General features: G+C 73.2%; 12 protein-coding genes. 7 read left to right on the top strand and 5 right to left on the bottom strand.

Features of this window, described 5'->3' with window-relative positions:
* Positions 1-3 precede the first annotated feature (3 nt).
* Positions 4-330, top strand: a complete 327-nt coding sequence (locus CLT72_RS15975) for a hypothetical protein (protein ID WP_101412530.1) — start codon at positions 4-6, stop codon at positions 328-330.
* A 66-nt stretch (positions 331-396) separates the two neighbouring features.
* Positions 397-1206 carry an alpha/beta hydrolase gene (locus CLT72_RS15970; protein WP_101412529.1) on the top strand — a complete coding sequence of 270 codons (810 nt, stop codon included), beginning with the start codon at positions 397-399 and terminating at the stop codon, positions 1204-1206.
* 88 nt (positions 1207-1294) lie between these two features.
* Here CLT72_RS15970 and CLT72_RS15965 read toward each other — a convergent pair whose 3' ends face one another.
* The 5 genes from CLT72_RS15965 to mce all read right to left on the bottom strand — a co-directional run bounded on the left by CLT72_RS15965 (position 1295) and on the right by mce (position 9066).
* Positions 1295-2623, bottom strand: coding sequence for an AI-2E family transporter (locus CLT72_RS15965; RefSeq protein ID WP_250100505.1), 1329 nt, complete (start codon positions 2621-2623; stop codon positions 1295-1297).
* Positions 2624-2873: 250 nt separating this feature from the next.
* A complete protein-coding gene (locus tag CLT72_RS15960) occupies positions 2874-5195 on the bottom strand; it encodes a hypothetical protein (RefSeq protein ID WP_101412528.1) in 2322 nt (773 codons plus the stop codon).
* A 184-nt stretch (positions 5196-5379) separates the two neighbouring features.
* Positions 5380-6642: a coiled-coil domain-containing protein gene (locus CLT72_RS15955; RefSeq protein WP_101412527.1), complete on the bottom strand. Its 1263-nt coding sequence runs from the start codon at positions 6640-6642 to the stop codon at positions 5380-5382.
* 310 nt (positions 6643-6952) lie between these two features.
* A complete protein-coding gene (gene ccrA, locus CLT72_RS15950; protein ID WP_101412526.1) occupies positions 6953-8308 on the bottom strand; it encodes a crotonyl-CoA carboxylase/reductase in 1356 nt (451 codons plus the stop codon).
* Between the two features lie 284 nt (positions 8309-8592).
* On the bottom strand, positions 8593-9066 hold the full coding sequence (mce, locus tag CLT72_RS15945) for a methylmalonyl-CoA epimerase (protein WP_088998690.1): 474 nt from the start codon (positions 9064-9066) through the stop codon (positions 8593-8595).
* Positions 9067-9126: 60 nt separating this feature from the next.
* On the opposite strand from mce, the gene CLT72_RS15940 reads away from it, so the two are divergent.
* From CLT72_RS15940 to CLT72_RS15920, 5 genes are all read left to right on the top strand, one after another.
* On the top strand, positions 9127-10326 hold the full coding sequence (locus tag CLT72_RS15940; RefSeq protein ID WP_088998691.1) for an acetyl-CoA C-acetyltransferase: 1200 nt from the start codon (positions 9127-9129) through the stop codon (positions 10324-10326).
* 102 nt (positions 10327-10428) lie between these two features.
* Complete coding sequence (gene meaB, locus CLT72_RS15935; protein WP_284039335.1) at positions 10429-11364, top strand: methylmalonyl Co-A mutase-associated GTPase MeaB; 936 nt, start codon at positions 10429-10431, stop codon at positions 11362-11364.
* A 98-nt stretch (positions 11365-11462) separates the two neighbouring features.
* On the top strand, positions 11463-11876 hold the full coding sequence (locus CLT72_RS15930; RefSeq protein WP_101412524.1) for an Asp23/Gls24 family envelope stress response protein: 414 nt from the start codon (positions 11463-11465) through the stop codon (positions 11874-11876).
* A gap of 108 nt (positions 11877-11984) precedes the next feature.
* Positions 11985-13673 carry a coenzyme B12-dependent isobutyryl-CoA mutase large subunit gene (gene icmA, locus CLT72_RS15925; RefSeq protein WP_101412523.1) on the top strand — a complete coding sequence of 563 codons (1689 nt, stop codon included), beginning with the start codon at positions 11985-11987 and terminating at the stop codon, positions 13671-13673.
* Positions 13674-13895: 222 nt separating this feature from the next.
* On the top strand, positions 13896-14813 hold the full coding sequence (locus CLT72_RS15920; RefSeq protein WP_101412522.1) for a tetratricopeptide repeat protein: 918 nt from the start codon (positions 13896-13898) through the stop codon (positions 14811-14813).
* The last annotated feature ends 105 nt before the right edge of the window (positions 14814-14918 follow it).

The following is a 14918-nucleotide window of genomic DNA, read 5'->3' as shown; positions in this document are numbered from 1 at the left end:
GGCGTGAGCCCCCGTCGCAACCGACCCCGCCGCGATGACGCCACGCACCTCGACTCCGACCGGGTCCGCCAGGGCGTCGCCTCGGTGCAGCAGTGGCGTGACGGCGACTGGCAGGTGCGCGGGATCAGCGGCGGCGCCTCCACCAAGACGTACCGCTGTCCGGGCTGCGACCAGGAGATCCGGCCCGGCGTGGCGCACCTGGTGGCGTGGCCGGCGGACGGGCGGGGCGACCTGACCGACCGACGGCACTGGCACAGCGGGTGTTGGCGGGCCCGGGACCGGCGCGGGCCCGTCGTGCAGCGCGGTCGCGGCGCCCCCCGCTACGGCTGAGCGATCTGGATCACGCTGTTTCCGCCCCGCCCGGCGCTTCCCGGCCGCACCGGCGAGACTGGTGGGGTGAGCACACCGATCCGCGCGTCCTCCATCCTGCCCGGCCACCGCGAGGACATCGAGCTGCACACCGCCGACGGTCTGCGGCTGGTCGGCGAGCTGGCCCGGCCCCTGGACCGTGAGCCGGTGGGCACCCTCGTCTGCCTGCACCCGCTGCCGACGCACGGCGGGATGATGGACAGCCACGTGTTCCGCAAGGCGGCGTGGCGGCTGCCGGCCCTGGCCGACCTGGCGGTGCTCCGCTTCAACACCCGGGGCACCAGCAGCCTGCGCGGCACCAGCGAGGGGGCGTTCGACAACGCGGTCGGCGAGCGCTTCGACGTCGCCGCCGCCATCGAGTACGCCGAGTTCCACGAGTTGCCGAACGTCTGGCTGCTGGGCTGGTCGTTCGGCACCGACCTGACCCTCAAGTACGGCTGCGACCCGGCCGTCGTCGGGGCGATCCTGCTCTCCCCGCCGCTGCGCTTCTCCGCGCCGGCGGACCTGGAGCACTGGGCGGGGTCGGGCAAGCCGCTGACCGCGCTGGTGCCCGAGTTCGACGACTACCTGCGCCCCGAGGAGGCCCGGGAGCGCTTCGCGGCGGTGCCGCAGGCCGAGGTGGTCGGGGTGCCCGGGGCGAAGCACCTCTGGGTCGGCGACGCCGAGACCGTGCTGGACGAGGTGGTCCGCCGGGTCAGCCCGGCCGCCGCCGTGCCGCTGCCGACGACCTGGGACGGCCCGATGGAGACCGGGGACGTCAGCGCGTACGCCGACCGCACGGTGGCCTCCTTCGCGGACCGCCCGGTGCCCGGCCCGCCCGCCGGCCAGGCCGGCTGAGCCATTCCCCGCGCTCCGTCACGGACCCGCCCGACCGGTCCAGCGTTGGCTGACCGGGCCAGCGTTGGCCGACCCGGGCCGGGCGGGGTCAGCGGGACTCCTGCCGCGGCAGGACCACCTCCCGCAGGATGAGCTGGAACGCGGCCACCGCCGGGATCGCGATGAGCGCGCCCACCACACCCAGCAGGGACACCCCGAGCAGGGCGGCCACCAGGGCGGCCACCTCGTTGACCGCCACCGACCGGCGCATGATCTTCGGATAGATCAGGTAGTTCTCCACCTGCTGGTAGATCAGGAAGAACACCGCGCAGGCGATGCCGACCGGCAGGTCCGTGGCGAACCCGACCAGGCTGACGATCACCGCGCCCAGGGTCGCGCCGATCTGCGGGATGAGGTCCGTGACCGCGACCACCACGGCCAGCGCGAACGGGTACGGCAGCCCGACGATCAGCGCGAACACGTACGTGGAGATCCCGGCCAGCACCGCGATGCTGAGCGCGCCGACCATGTACGCACCCACCTTGGTCAGGATCTCGTCCCCGATGAGCTGCACCCGCTCCCGGCGCGAGCGGGGCACCAGCGAGTAGCCCAGGTCGCGCAGCCGGTCGAAGTAGGCCAGGAAGTAGATGGTCAGCACCAGCACGGTCAGCCCCCGGAAGACCGTGCCGAAGAGCAGTTGGGCGCCGCCGAGCACGCCGCCCAGGGCCTGCCCGACGGTGTCGGCGTTGGCCGCGTTCTGCAACCGCTCCATGAGGTCGTACCGGACCACCAGGTCGTTGACCGTCTCGTTGCGGCGCAACGCCTCCAGGTAGCTCGGTAGCTGCTCGATGAACTGCCCGCTCTGGGTGACGATCGGCGGCACCAGGGCGAACACGCCACCGCAGAGCAGCAGCACGACCGTCAGCGCGACCACCGCCACGGCGATGCCGTGCGGCAGCCCCCAGGAGCGCAACCGGACCACCGCGGGGTGCAGGCCGACCGCGAGGAAGAGCGCGATGACCACCAGGACCAGGATGCCGGCCGCATTGCGCAGGCCCAGATAGAGGGCGTACGCCAGCAGCACCCCCGCCGCGCCGGTGAAGCCGACCAGGAAGCTGCTGCGCTTCAGCGGCCGCCCCGGCGTGCCGAACCGGCTCGACCCGTTCGCCCCCGGCTCGCCGCCGTCCGTGGCACCGGTGGCCCGCTGGCCGTGGTCCGTGCTCCCCGTTGCGGGCTGACCGCCGGGCGCGGTGCCCGCCGCCGGCTCGCTGCGGTCCGTGGTGCCCGCCGCCGGCTCGCCGCCGTCCGTGGTGCCCGCGGGCCGGGTGCTGTGCTCGGGCGCGGTGGCCTGCTCCGGCTTCCGGCTCCCGTCGCCCGGTCCCGGGGTGCTGGCGGGCTCCCGATCGCCGCTCGACGCCGTCGGTCCGTCGTCCGCCATCGGACCTCCCCTGATCGATTCGCGCCGACGGCTCCACCACGATTCGTGTCGACGGATCCCACCCGGGAGCGTACGCCGCAAGCCCGACCCGCCCCGCAGCTCGCCCGACCCACCTGGCCACCCTCACACCCCCGCTGGGGTGTGGGGCAGACCCGGGTCTTGAGACCTTGGTAGGAACGGGTCCCTCCGGGCGTTTCTTACCAAGATCCGCCCGGCGACCCAGGTCGCCGGGCGGTGCCGTGCCCAGGGGTCAGTCCTTGTCGACGACCACCTTGCTCGGCTTGGCGCTGCGCTCGTCGGTGGTCGGCTTGGCCGGGCGCTTGCCGTTCTCACCCGTGCTGGTGATCTTCGTCGGGGTCGCGCCCCGGCCGCCCTCGCCGGGTACCGCCGCCACGGTCGGCTCTCCGTCCACGCCGGCACTGGCCGTGCCCCCGTCGACGGTGGTCACGGTGGCGACCTTGCCGTTGGTCGGCTGCCCGGTGTCCGCCGGCTCGATCCGGCCCTTGGCCGGCTGTCCGGCATCCTCGGGCTCCACCTTGCCGGCAGCGGGCTTCTCACCCGAGGAGGACGCGCCTCCCGCGGCGCCCGTCGTCCCGGCGCCCGCACCGACCGGGGCCTGGTCCGTCGTGCCCGCACCGGCCGGAGCCTTGTCCGCGCCGGCCGGGGTCTTGTCCGTGTCAGCCGGGGTCTTGTCCGCCCCGACCGGGACCTTGTCCGCGCCCGCCTTGGTCTTGTCCGCGCCGACCGGGACAGCACCCGCACCGACCGTGGCCTTGTCGGCGGTGTCCCCGCCGGCCGGGACCGCCTCCGCCGAGGCCTTGGCCGCGTCGGGACGGGGCTTGCCGCCGTTCGCCGTGGCCGGCGCAGGCTTGCCGCCCGCCACGACCGGGGCGGCGGCGCCGTCCGCTCCGCCCGGCCGGTCGGCCGCGCCGAGTACGCCCAACCGCAGCTCCGCCACCTGGCGCTGGAGCTCGTCGGACTCCTGCCGGGACTTCCAGGTCTCCTGCCGCAGGTCGGCCAGCTCCTGCTGGGCCTGGGCGATCTCCAGCATCACCTGGGCGAGCTGCTGGCGGCTCGCGGCGGCCTCCTGCTGGGTGGCGGCGAGATGCTGCTGGGTGGTGGCCAGGTGCTGCTGGGTCGTGGCCGCGTACTCCTCGAACTGCCGGCGCGACGTCGCTACGTGCTCGTCGGCCCTGCGGCGCTTCTCGGCCGCCTCCGACTCGGCCCGGCCGAGCAGCGTCGCGGCCTCCTCCTCGGCCCGCTGGCGCATCGTCAGGGCGTCCTGCTCGGCGGCCTGGCGGACGGCGGCGGCACCCTGCTCGATCTCGTTCCGGCGGGCGGTGTACTCCGTCTCCAGGGCGGTGCGGCGCGCCTCGAACTCCGACTCCAGCTCGTCGTGCCGGCTCGTGTGCTGCCTGTCCAGCTCGGCGAGGCGGGTCTTGTACTGCTTCTCCAACTCGTCACGGCGCGCGGTGAACTCCTGCTCGGCCGTCGCGCGGCGCTGGGTCAGCTCGCGGTCCGCGGCCTCGCGCCGGTTGTTGACCTCCTGCTCCACCCCGGCCCGCCAGGCGCCCAGCTCCTGCTGCGTCTGGGCCCGGGCCTGCTGCACGTACGCCTCGGTCTCGGTGCGCATCCGCTGCACGTACGCCTCGGTCTCGGCGCGGTTGCGCTTGGCGGTCTCGGCCGCCTGCGTGGTGAGCCGCTCCGCCTCCTGGCGGGCCTTCTCCCGGGTGGCCCGCCCGGCGTCGGCGGCGTCGTCGATGGTCTGCTTGGCGTCGCGCTGCGCCTTGGCGTGGGTGGCCCGGCCGGCCTCGGTGGCCTGGTCGACCAGGCGCTTGGCCTCCTGCTGCGCCTTGGCGTGCACCTCCTTGGCGGCCTCGCGCAGCTGGGTGGCCTCCTGCTGGGCCTTGGCGTGCACCTCCTTGGCCGCCTCGCGCAGCTTGGTCGCCTCCTGCTGGGCCCGCTGGTGGATCTCCTTCGCCGCGTCCCGCAGATGGGTGGCCTCCTGCTGGGCCTTGGCCAGCGCGTCCTGGGCGGCCTTGCGCAGCCGGGCGGCCTCCTCCTTGGCCGCCCTGACCGCGGCGTCCGCCTCGGCCCTGCGGGCGGCGCCGTGCCGCTCCTCCTCCGTCCGGCGGGCGGCCAGCGCGATCTCGAAGTCCTTGAGGGCGGTGGCGGCCTGCTCGCGGGCCTCGTCCACGATGTGCTCGGCGGCGGCCCGGCGAGCTTCGATCTCCTCGTTGGCGGCGGCCAGGATCGCGTCGGCCTGCTCCTCGGCGATGGTGAGGATCTGCTCGACCCGCGGGCCCAGGTGCCGGTAGGAGACGTTCTCCAACGCCCCGGACGACTTGCGCGCCTGGGCGAGGTCGCGTTGGAGCACCTCGACCTGGCCGGCCAGCTTGTGGATCTGTGTGTAGGCCTGTTCCCGCTCGGCCGCCAGGGCCGCGATCTCGTGCTCCGCGCGAGCGACGTACCGGTCGACCTGTCGTTTCTCGTACCCCCGCAGAGCGGACTCGAAGCTGGGCTCCGTGGTCACGTCCCCGCCGAGAGCGAACAGTTCCTCGCCGTGCGACATGCCCCCATCCTCACACGCCTCCACTCCGGCTGGGGCGATACGGACGCCCCGGATAGGACCTACTTCACTGCCGACACGCCCGGGCAATTCGTCTGGCGCGAAAAAGCGTACGGCGCGGGGCGCACCGGTCACCCGGTGTCACCCCGCGCCGTCGATCATGCCCCGGTCGGGTGGTCGGTCTGGGTCAGTTGGACGTCTCCGCGGTCACCCGCTCGTCGGTGCTGTCGGCCTTCTTCGCCTCCGGCTTGGGTTGCGCGGCGGGCGGCGTGGCGGGCACGCCCGGCACGATGCCGGCGAGACCGGAGAGCATCTGGCCGAGCTGCGAGGTGACGGCGTCCTTCTGCCGGGTGAGGTCCTCGACCTCGCGGCGGGCCGCCTGGGTGGTCAGCTCGGCCTCGGTGCGCGCCTCGGTGAGCAGGCGCTTCGCCTCGGCCTTCGCCTCGGTGAGCGTCTTGTCGGCCAGTGCCTTGGCCTTGTCGACCGTCTCGTTGGCGGTGCGCTCGGACTCGACCCGGCGGGCCTCGGCGCGCTGCTCGATCTCCTTGGCCCGCTCCTGTGCGGCGTGGGCGCGCTGCTCGGCCTCGCTGACCAGCTTCTGGGTCTGGGCGACCTGCGCGGCGTGCCGCTCGGACTCCTCGCGCTCGGCCTTCTCCCGGCGCTCGGCGAGCTGGAGTTCCAGGGCCTGGAGGTCCTTGTCGCGCTTGTCGCGGGCGTCGGTGAGCAGCTTGGTCGCCTCGGCGCGCTTCTCCTCGGCCTCGCGCGCGGCCTTCGCCCGCTGCTGGGTGATCTCCCGCTCGGCGGTGGCCCGCAGGGTGGCGACCTCACGCTCGACGGTGGACTTCAGCTCGGCGACCTCGTGGGCGGTCACCGTGCGCAGCTGCTTGGTCTCCCGGTCGGCGTCGGCGCGCAGCGTGTCGGCCTCGCGACGGGCCTGGACGCGCACCTCGGCGGCCTCACGCTCGGCGGCGGTGCGGACGCTGCCGGCCTCCCGCTCGGCGTTGGCCTTCATGGCCGCCGCCTCGGCGCGCGCCTTGTCGGTGATCTCGCGCGCCTCGAGGCGGGCGGCGGAGAGGATGCCCTCCGACTCCCGCTTGGCCTCGTTGCGGTGGTCGTTGGCCTGCTCCTCGGCCAGCCGGAGGATCTGCTCGACGCGGGTGCCGAGGCCCGAGAGGGTGGGCCGGCTGTTCTCCTCGAGCTGCTTGTTGGTGTCGGCGAGCTTCTGCTCCAGCGCGCTCATGCGCTGCTCGGCCTGGCGCAGGCGGCGCTGGGCGTCGTTCATCCGCTGCTCGGCCTCGGCGCGGGCCTGCTCGGACTGGGTCAGCGCGGCCGTCATCCGGCCGATGAAGTCATCGACCTGATGGGTGTTGTAGCCGCGCAGGCCAACGGTGAAATCGGGCTGCGAGTTCGCGTTATCGAAGAACGCAAGAGGGGAGGACTGCTGGGGCATTGGGACATACTCGCAGACCCCCCAGGGTGCTTCGCAAGAGCGGTCCCGAGCTTTCGTGTCCTCTTTACATGGTCAACTACAGCTCCGTCCACGGCGGGACAGATCGCCGATCTTGGCAGGTCCCGGGCGGGTCGGACGCCACGGAGCGTGACAGGGGAGAGGGCACGGAGCGTGACATGGAAAAGGGCCGCGGGAGTACCCCGCGGCCCTTTGTCGCGCCATGGTCGGCATCACTCGAATGAGTGTCCGACACCCGGCGGAAAGGCAATCGCCGTTCACCGCAATGGTCGGCCCCGCCTCATCCGCGGGGTCAGTGGCCCCGGAACCGGTTGATCGCGTCCTCGTGCCGGGAGCGGAGCTCGCGGTCGCGTACGCCGAGGCCGTCCGACGGGGCGAGGCAGCGGACGCCGACCTTGCCCTGGTGCGCGTTGCGGTGCACCTCGTACGCGGCCTGGCCGGTCTGCTCCAGCGCGTAGGTCTTCGACACGGTGGGGTGGACCTTGCCCAACGCCACCAGCCGGTTGGCCTCCCACGCCTCGCGGTAGTTGGCGAAGTGGCTGCCGATGATGCGCTTCAGGTGCATCCAGAGGTAGCGGTTGTCGTACTGGTGCAGGAAGCCGCTGGTGGAGGCGCAGGTGACGATGGTGCCGCCCTTCTTGGCCACGTAGACGCTGGCGCCGAAGGTCTCCCGGCCGGGGTGCTCGAAGACGATGTCCGGGTCCTCGCCGCCGGTCAGCTCGCGGATGCGCTCGCCGAAGCGGCGCCACTCGTCCTGGTCCTGGGTCTGCTCGTCCTTCCAGAAGCGGAAGCCCTCGGCGGTGCGGTCGATCACCAGCTCGGCGCCCATCTTCCGGCACAGCTCCGCCTTCTCCGGCGAGGAGACCACGCAGACCGGGATCGCGCCGCCGTTGAGCGCCATCTGGGTGGCGTAGCCGCCCAGGCCGCCGGAGGCGCCCCAGATCAGCACCACGTCGCCCTGCTTCATGTTCGCCCCGTGGTGCGACACCAGCTGCCGGTACGCCGTCGAGTTGACCAGCCCGGGGCTGGCCGCCTCCTCCCAGCTCAGGTGGCGCGGCTTGGGCATCAGCTGGTTGGCCTTGACCACGCACAGCTCGGCCAGGCCGCCGAAGTTGGTCTCGAAGCCCCAGATCCGCTGCTGCGGATCCAGCATGGTGTCGTCGTGCCCGGCCGCGTCCTCCAGCTCCACGGAGAGGCAGTGCGCGACGACCTCGTCGCCGGCCTTCCACTTCGTCACCCCGGGCCCGGTGCGCAGCACCACGCCGGCGGCGTCGGAGCCCACCACGTGGTACGGCAGGTCGTGCCGGCGGGTCAGCTCGGAGAGCCGGCCGTAGCGCTGGAGGAACTTGAAGGTCGGCAGCGGCTCGAAGATGCTGGTCCAGACCGTGTTGTAGTTGATCGCGCTGGCCATCACCGCGACCAGCGCCTCGCCCGGCCCCAGCTCCGGCGTCGGCACCTCCTGCACGTGCAGCGCCTTGCGCGGGTCCTTGTCCCGGGTGGCCAGGCCGTCGAACATCCGGGTCTCGTCGGCGCGCACCACCACGCCGCGGTACGTCTCGGGTACCGGCAGGCCGGCGATCCGGGCGAGTTCCCGTGCGGGTCGGTCGGATCCCTCCGCCGCCATGATCGCTTCAAGGATGTCCTGCACGTCGACCTCCCGTTCGTCCGCACCCCGCCCACGCGGGCCTGGGTGCTGCCATCGTCGGCGCCGGTGCGGCCGACCGCCATGTCGGTGTCCGACACAACCGGCACCGGCCGCGCTCCTGTGGGCCGGGACGTTACTGAACAGTAGCTAGGGCCGGAAGTCCTGTGTGAAAAACTGCATTGGCCGATGAGCGGAGGTGTCCGGGCGGTGGTGGAACCACGCAGCGGCGCGCTCGGCGGGGCGGTGGGCGCCGGCCCCCGCCCAGGTGACGGGGGCCGGCGGTGGGGTCAGTGCCCGGCGGCGGGCTCGACGAGTTCGACCAGCACCCCGCCGGCGTCCTTCGGGTGGACGAAGTTGACGCGCGAGTTGGCGGTGCCGCGCTTCGGGGTGTCGTAGAGCAGCTTCACGCCCCGCTCGCGCAGCTTCGCGCAGGCGACGTCGATGTCCGCCACGGTGTACGCCACCTGCTGGACACCCGGGCCCTTCTTGTCGAGGAACTTGGCGATGGTCGATTCCGGGCTCAGCGGGGCGAGCAGTTGCACGCAGCCGCCCTCGGCGTCCGGGCCCACGGCCAGCATCGCCTCGCGTACGCCCTGCTCGGCGTTCACCTCGGTGTGCACGCAGCGCATCCCGAAGGTGCGCTGGTAGAAGTCGATCGCGGCGTCCAGGTCGGCGACGGCGACCCCGACGTGGTCGATGCGGCGCAGGCCGATGTCTGTGACATAGTCGGCAGCGGTCTCGACGGGGGAGTTCTCAGCCATGACGCTAGTCTGACCGAACAATCGTTAAGGCGTACAGGTCGGCACCCCTCGGAGGCAGGCATGGCTTCGGTGATCGTCAGCGGCGCGCGGACCCCGATGGGGCGCCTGCTGGGCAACCTCAAGGACCTCCCGGCGACCCGGCTCGGTGGCGTCGCGATCAAGGCGGCGCTCGAGCGGGCCGGCGTCGCCCCCGAGCAGGTCCAGTACGTGATCATGGGGCAGGTGCTCCAGGCCGGCGCCGGGCAGATCCCGGCCCGCCAGGCGGCGGTCGAGGCCGGCATCCCGATGTCCGTGCCGGCGCTGACCGTCAACAAGGTCTGCCTCTCCGGCCTGGACGCGATCGCCCTGGCCGACCAGCTGATCCGCGCCGGCGAGTTCGACATCGTCGTCGCCGGCGGCATGGAGTCCATGACCAACGCCCCGCACCTGCTGCTGGGCCAGCGGGGCGGCTACAAGTACGGCGACGTGGTGGTCAAGGACCACATGGCGCTCGACGGGCTCACCGACGCCTGGGACAGCTGCGCCATGGGGGAGTCCACCGAGCGGCACAACGCCCGGCACGGCATCACCCGCGAGGAGCAGGACGCGTTCGCCGCGACCAGCCACCAGCGGGCCGCCGCCGCGCAGAAGAACGGCCACTTCTCCGAGGAGATCGCCCCGGTCGTCATCCCGCAGCGCAAGGGCGACCCGCTGGTGATCAGCGAGGACGAGGGGATCCGCCCGGACACCACCGCCGAGTCGCTGGCGAAGCTGCGCCCGGCGTTCGCCAAGGACGGCACGATCACCGCCGGCAGTTCCTCGCCGATCTCCGACGGCGCCGCCGCCGTGGTCGTCATGAGCAAGGCCAAGGCCAAGGAGCTGGGGCTGACCTGGCTGGCCGAGATCGGCGCGCACGGCAACGTCGCGGGCCCGGACAACTCCCTGCACTCGCAGCCGTCCAACGCGATCCAGCACGCGCTCAAGAAGGGCGGGCTCGGCATCGAGGACCTGGACCTGATCGAGATCAACGAGGCGTTCGCCCAGGTCGGCATCCAGTCCACCCGTGACCTCGGGGTCAGCCCGGACAAGGTCAACGTCAACGGCGGGGCGATCGCGCTGGGCCACCCGATCGGCATGTCCGGCGCCCGGCTGGTGCTCACCCTCGCCCTGGAGCTCAAGCGCCGGGGCGGCGGCACGGGCGCGGCGGCGCTCTGCGGCGGCGGCGGCCAGGGCGACGCCCTGATCATCCACGTCCCGGCCCCCGGCGAGAGCGGTCACTGACCGCGGTCCGGCCGACCCCGTAGAGGCAGCACAGTGAGCGAGATCGTCGACGACGTCCCGACGGCGGGCGCACCCCCGGTGCGCCGCAGCCGGGATGTGCCGATGCTGGTCGAGCGGGCCCGCGCGGGGGATCCCCGCGCGGTGGCCCGGCTGATCACCCTGGTCGAGTCGGGCGACGAGACGCTGCCGCGCATCGCGGCGGCGCTCGCCCCGTACGCCGGTCAGGCCCAGGTGGTCGGGCTGACCGGCTCGCCCGGGGTGGGCAAGTCGACCACCACCAACGAGCTGGTCCGGGCGCTGCGTGCCCGCGGCCACCGGGTGGGCGTGCTGGCCATCGACCCGTCCAGCCCGTTCACGGGCGGGGCGATCCTCGGCGACCGGGTCCGCATGCAGGACCACGCCACCGACCCGGGCGTCTACATCCGGTCGATGTCGAGCCGGGGCCACCTCGGCGGGCTGTCGGCCGCGACGCCGCAGGCGGTGCGGGTGCTGGAGGGCGCCGGCTGCGACGTCGTGCTGGTGGAGACGGTGGGCGTCGGGCAGGCCGAGGTGGAGGTCGCCTCGCTGGCCGACACCACGCTGGTGTTGCTCGCCCCGGGCATGGGCGACGCGATCCAGGCGGTCAAGGCCGGCATCCTGGAGATCGCCGACGTCTTCGTGGTCAACAAGGCCGACCGGGACGGCGTCGACGCCACCTACCGCGACATCCAGGGCATGATCGCCCTGGGCGAGCGCGGCCCGGGCGACTGGCGGCCGCAGGTGGTGCGCGCGATCGCCTCCCGGGGCGAAGGGATCGACGACATCGCCGCCGCCATCGACAAGCACCGTGGCTGGCTGGTCGAGCACGGCGAGCTGCGCCGCCGCCAGGAGGCGCGGGCCGCCGCCGAGATCGAGGCGATCGCGCTGGGCGCGCTCCGCGCCCGGATCGGTTCCCTGCGCGACGGTACGGAGCTGCCGGCGCTCGCCGCGAAGGTGGCCGAGGGCTCCCTCGACCCGTACGCGGCGGCCGACGAACTGCTCGCCCAGATCGCCTCCTGAGCCGATCGCGCGTCCGCTGCGGACGGCGTCCGCCTAGTACGCTCGCACCGCCTCGCCCCGACGGCGCGGGGCGGTGCGGTGCGACGTATGGGGAGATCATGGCTGACGAGGCGACGCAGGAGCTGCCGGTGGCACCGGGTGCGGTGGCGGGCGGCAGCACGCACGTGTCCGACGAGGTGGTGGAGAAGATCGCCGTGGCCGCCGCGCGGTCCGTGCCCGGCGTGGTCGAGCTGGGCGGGGACGTGGCCCGGTTCTTCAACGCCGTGCTGGACAAGGTCGGGCTCGACCAGGTCGGCGACGCCCGCCGCGGCTGCTCGGCCCACGTCACCAACGGCGCGGCGGTGGTCAACCTGGTCATCGTGATCGAGGCCGACCGCGCGGTGCCGCAGGTGACCGCCGACGTCCGGGCGCAGGTCGCCGGGGCGGTCGAGGCGTACGGGCTGCGGGTCGACGAGATCAACATCAGGGTCGACGACGTGGCCCTGGGCGGTCCCGCGGCACCCGTCGCGTGAGGCGTCGGGCGGCCCAGGTTACCTGCCGGTACGAGGTTACTTAGCGATCGTTCAGGTCGGGGCTCTACACTCGCAGTGCAGTCGAGGACTCGAGGAGGAGCCCCGCGGATGAACGCCGACGAGATCGCCGCCGGACGGGCACGCTGGCAGGCCCGCTACGACGCCGCGCGCAAGCGGGACGCCGACTTCACCACCCTCTCCGGGATGCCCGTCGACCCGGTCTACGGGCCGCCGGAGGGTGTCGCCTACCCGGGCTTCGAGCGGATCGGCTGGCCGGGCGAGTACCCGTACACCCGGGGCCTGCACCCGACCGGCTACCGCGGGCGGACCTGGACGATCCGGCAGTTCGCCGGGTTCGGCAACGCCCAGCAGACCAACGAGCGCTACAAGATGATCCTGGGCGCCGGCGGCGGCGGCCTCTCCGTCGCCTTCGACATGCCCACGCTGATGGGCCGGGACTCCGACGACCCGCAGGCGCTCGGCGAGGTGGGCCACTGCGGCGTCGCCATCGACACCGCCGCCGACATGGAGGCGCTGTTCGACGGCATCGACCTGGCCGGGGTCACCACGTCGATGACCATCTCCGGGCCGGCGGTGCCGGTGTTCTGCATGTACCTGGTGGCCGCCGAGCGGCAGGGCGCCGACCTGTCCAAGCTGGACGGCACCCTGCAGACGGACATCTTCAAGGAGTACATCGCGCAGAAGGAGTGGCTCTTCGACCCCGAGCCGCACCTGCGCCTGATCGGCGACCTGATGGAGTACTGCGCCCGGGAGATCCCGCGCTACAAGCCGCTCTCGGTCTCCGGCTACCACATCCGCGAGGCCGGCTCGACCGCCGCGCAGGAACTGGCGTACACCCTCGCCGACGGCTTCGGCTACGTCGAGCTGGGCCTGTCCCGGGGGCTGGACGTCAACGTCTTCGCGCCCGGCCTGAGCTTCTTCTTCGACTCGCACGTCGACTTCTTCGAGGAGATCGCCAAGTTCCGGGCCGCCCGCCGGATCTGGGCCCGCTGGCTGCGCGACGTATACGGCGCGACCAGCGAGAAGGCCCTCTGGCTGCGGTTCCACACGCAGACCGCCGGGGTGTCGCTGACCGCCCAGCAGCCGGTCAACAACGTGGTGCGTACCGCCGTGGAGGCGCTCGCGGCGGTGCTCGGCGGCACCAACTCGCTGCACACCAACGCCCTCGACGAGACCCTGGCGCTACCCACCGACGAGTCCGCCGAGATCGCCCTGCGTACGCAGCAGGTGCTGATGGAGGAGACCGGGGTGACCAACGTGGCGGACCCGCTGGGCGGATCCTGGTACGTCGAGGCGCTCACCGACAAGATCGAGGCCGAGGCGGAGGAGATCTTCGCCCGGATCCGGCAGCTCGGCGGGGAGGGGCCGCACCAGATCGGGCCGATGACCTCCGGCATCCTGCGCGGCATCGAGGACGGCTGGTTCACCGGCCACATCGCCGAGTCCGCCTTCGTCTACCAGCAGGCGCTGGAGAAGGGCGACAAGCGGATCGTCGGCGTCAACTGCCACACCGGCACGGTCGCCAAGGACCTGGAGATCCTGCGCATCTCGCACGAGGTGGAGCTGGAGCAGCGCCGGGTGCTGGCCGAGCGGAAGGCCGGCCGCGACGAGGCCACCGTCAAGGCCGCGATCGACCGGATGGTCGCCGTCGGCCGGACCGACGGCAACATGATCCCGGCCATGCTGGACGCCGTACGCGCCGAAGCCACCCTCGGCGAGATCTGCGACGCCCTGCGCGCCGAGTGGGGCGTCTACCGCGAACCGGCCCGCTTCTGACCCACCCGTTCCCGGCCCCGCCCCTCCGTCACCCGCACTCCGCGACCCCTGTCTCCGCGCCCCCGCCGGTACCACGCAGTCCGCGTGCCGGGGGCGCGGGCGCATGGTCGCCGCAGTGCCGGACGGGAGGGCGGGGCAGGGGCGGGAGCAGCCGTGACAGTCGCAACTGTCGCCGTCGCGGTTGATCTGAGTTCGGCGGGTCGCGTGCGAGACTAGGTAACCATGAGCGACCCACGGATCACCTCGTCGATCTTCACCCGCGGCGCGGTCGACCTCAGCGCGCTGCGCACCCCCGCACCGGCCCCTGCCCGCCCCGCCACCCCGGCCCAGTCCGCCCCCTCCGCCGACTTCCCCGGCGCCACCGGTGGCGGCGTCGCCGTCATCGACGTGAGCGAGGCGACATTCCAGTCCGAGGTTCTCGAGCGCTCGCTCACCACACCGGTGATCGTGGACTTCTGGGCCGAGTGGTGCGAGCCGTGCAAGCAGCTGAGTCCCGTGCTGGAGCGGCTGGCCGCGGAGGGCGGCGGCGCCTGGGTGCTCGCCAAGGTCGACGTGGACGCCAACCCCCGGATCGCCCAGATGTTCCGGGTGCAGGGCATCCCGATGGTCTACGCGGTCGTCGGCGGCCAGCCGATCGACGCCTTCTCCGGCGTGGTGCCCGAGGCGCAGCTGCGGCAGTGGATCCAGGCGGTGCTCAAGGCCGGTGGCGTGAGCGTCGAGGAGCCGGAGGACCCGCGCCTCGACGAGGCGGACGACGCCCTGATGAGCGGCGACCTCGACGCGGCCGAGCGGGCGTACCGCAAGATCCTCGCCGAGTCGCCGGCGGACGCCGCGGCGGAGGCGGGCCTCGCCCAGGTCGGGCTCGCCCGCCGGGTGGCCGGGGCCGACCCGGGCGCGGCGATCGCCGCCGCCCAGGCCAACCCCGACGACGTCGAGGCCCAGCTCCTGGCCGCCGACATCGAGGTGCTCAGCGGTCAGGCCGAGGCGGCGTACGCCCGCCTGGTGGGCCTGGTCCGCCGCACCGCCGGCGACGAGCGGGAGAGGGTACGCCAGCACCTGGTCGGCCTCTTCACGGTCGCCGGGCCGGAGGATCCCGCGGTCGCCTCGGCGCGCCGGGCCCTGGCCAGCGCCCTGTTCTGAGCACCCTTGTTCCGGGCCCGCCCTGTTCCTGAGCGCGCCCTGAACCTGTAGCACGCCAGCGCGGGCCGGCGTTCCGGCCGGCCCGCCCGACACCTCGAGGACGGG

This window comes from Micromonospora sp. CNZ309 (genome assembly GCF_002846525.1).
This window is presented reverse-complemented; position numbering and strand designations above follow the sequence as displayed.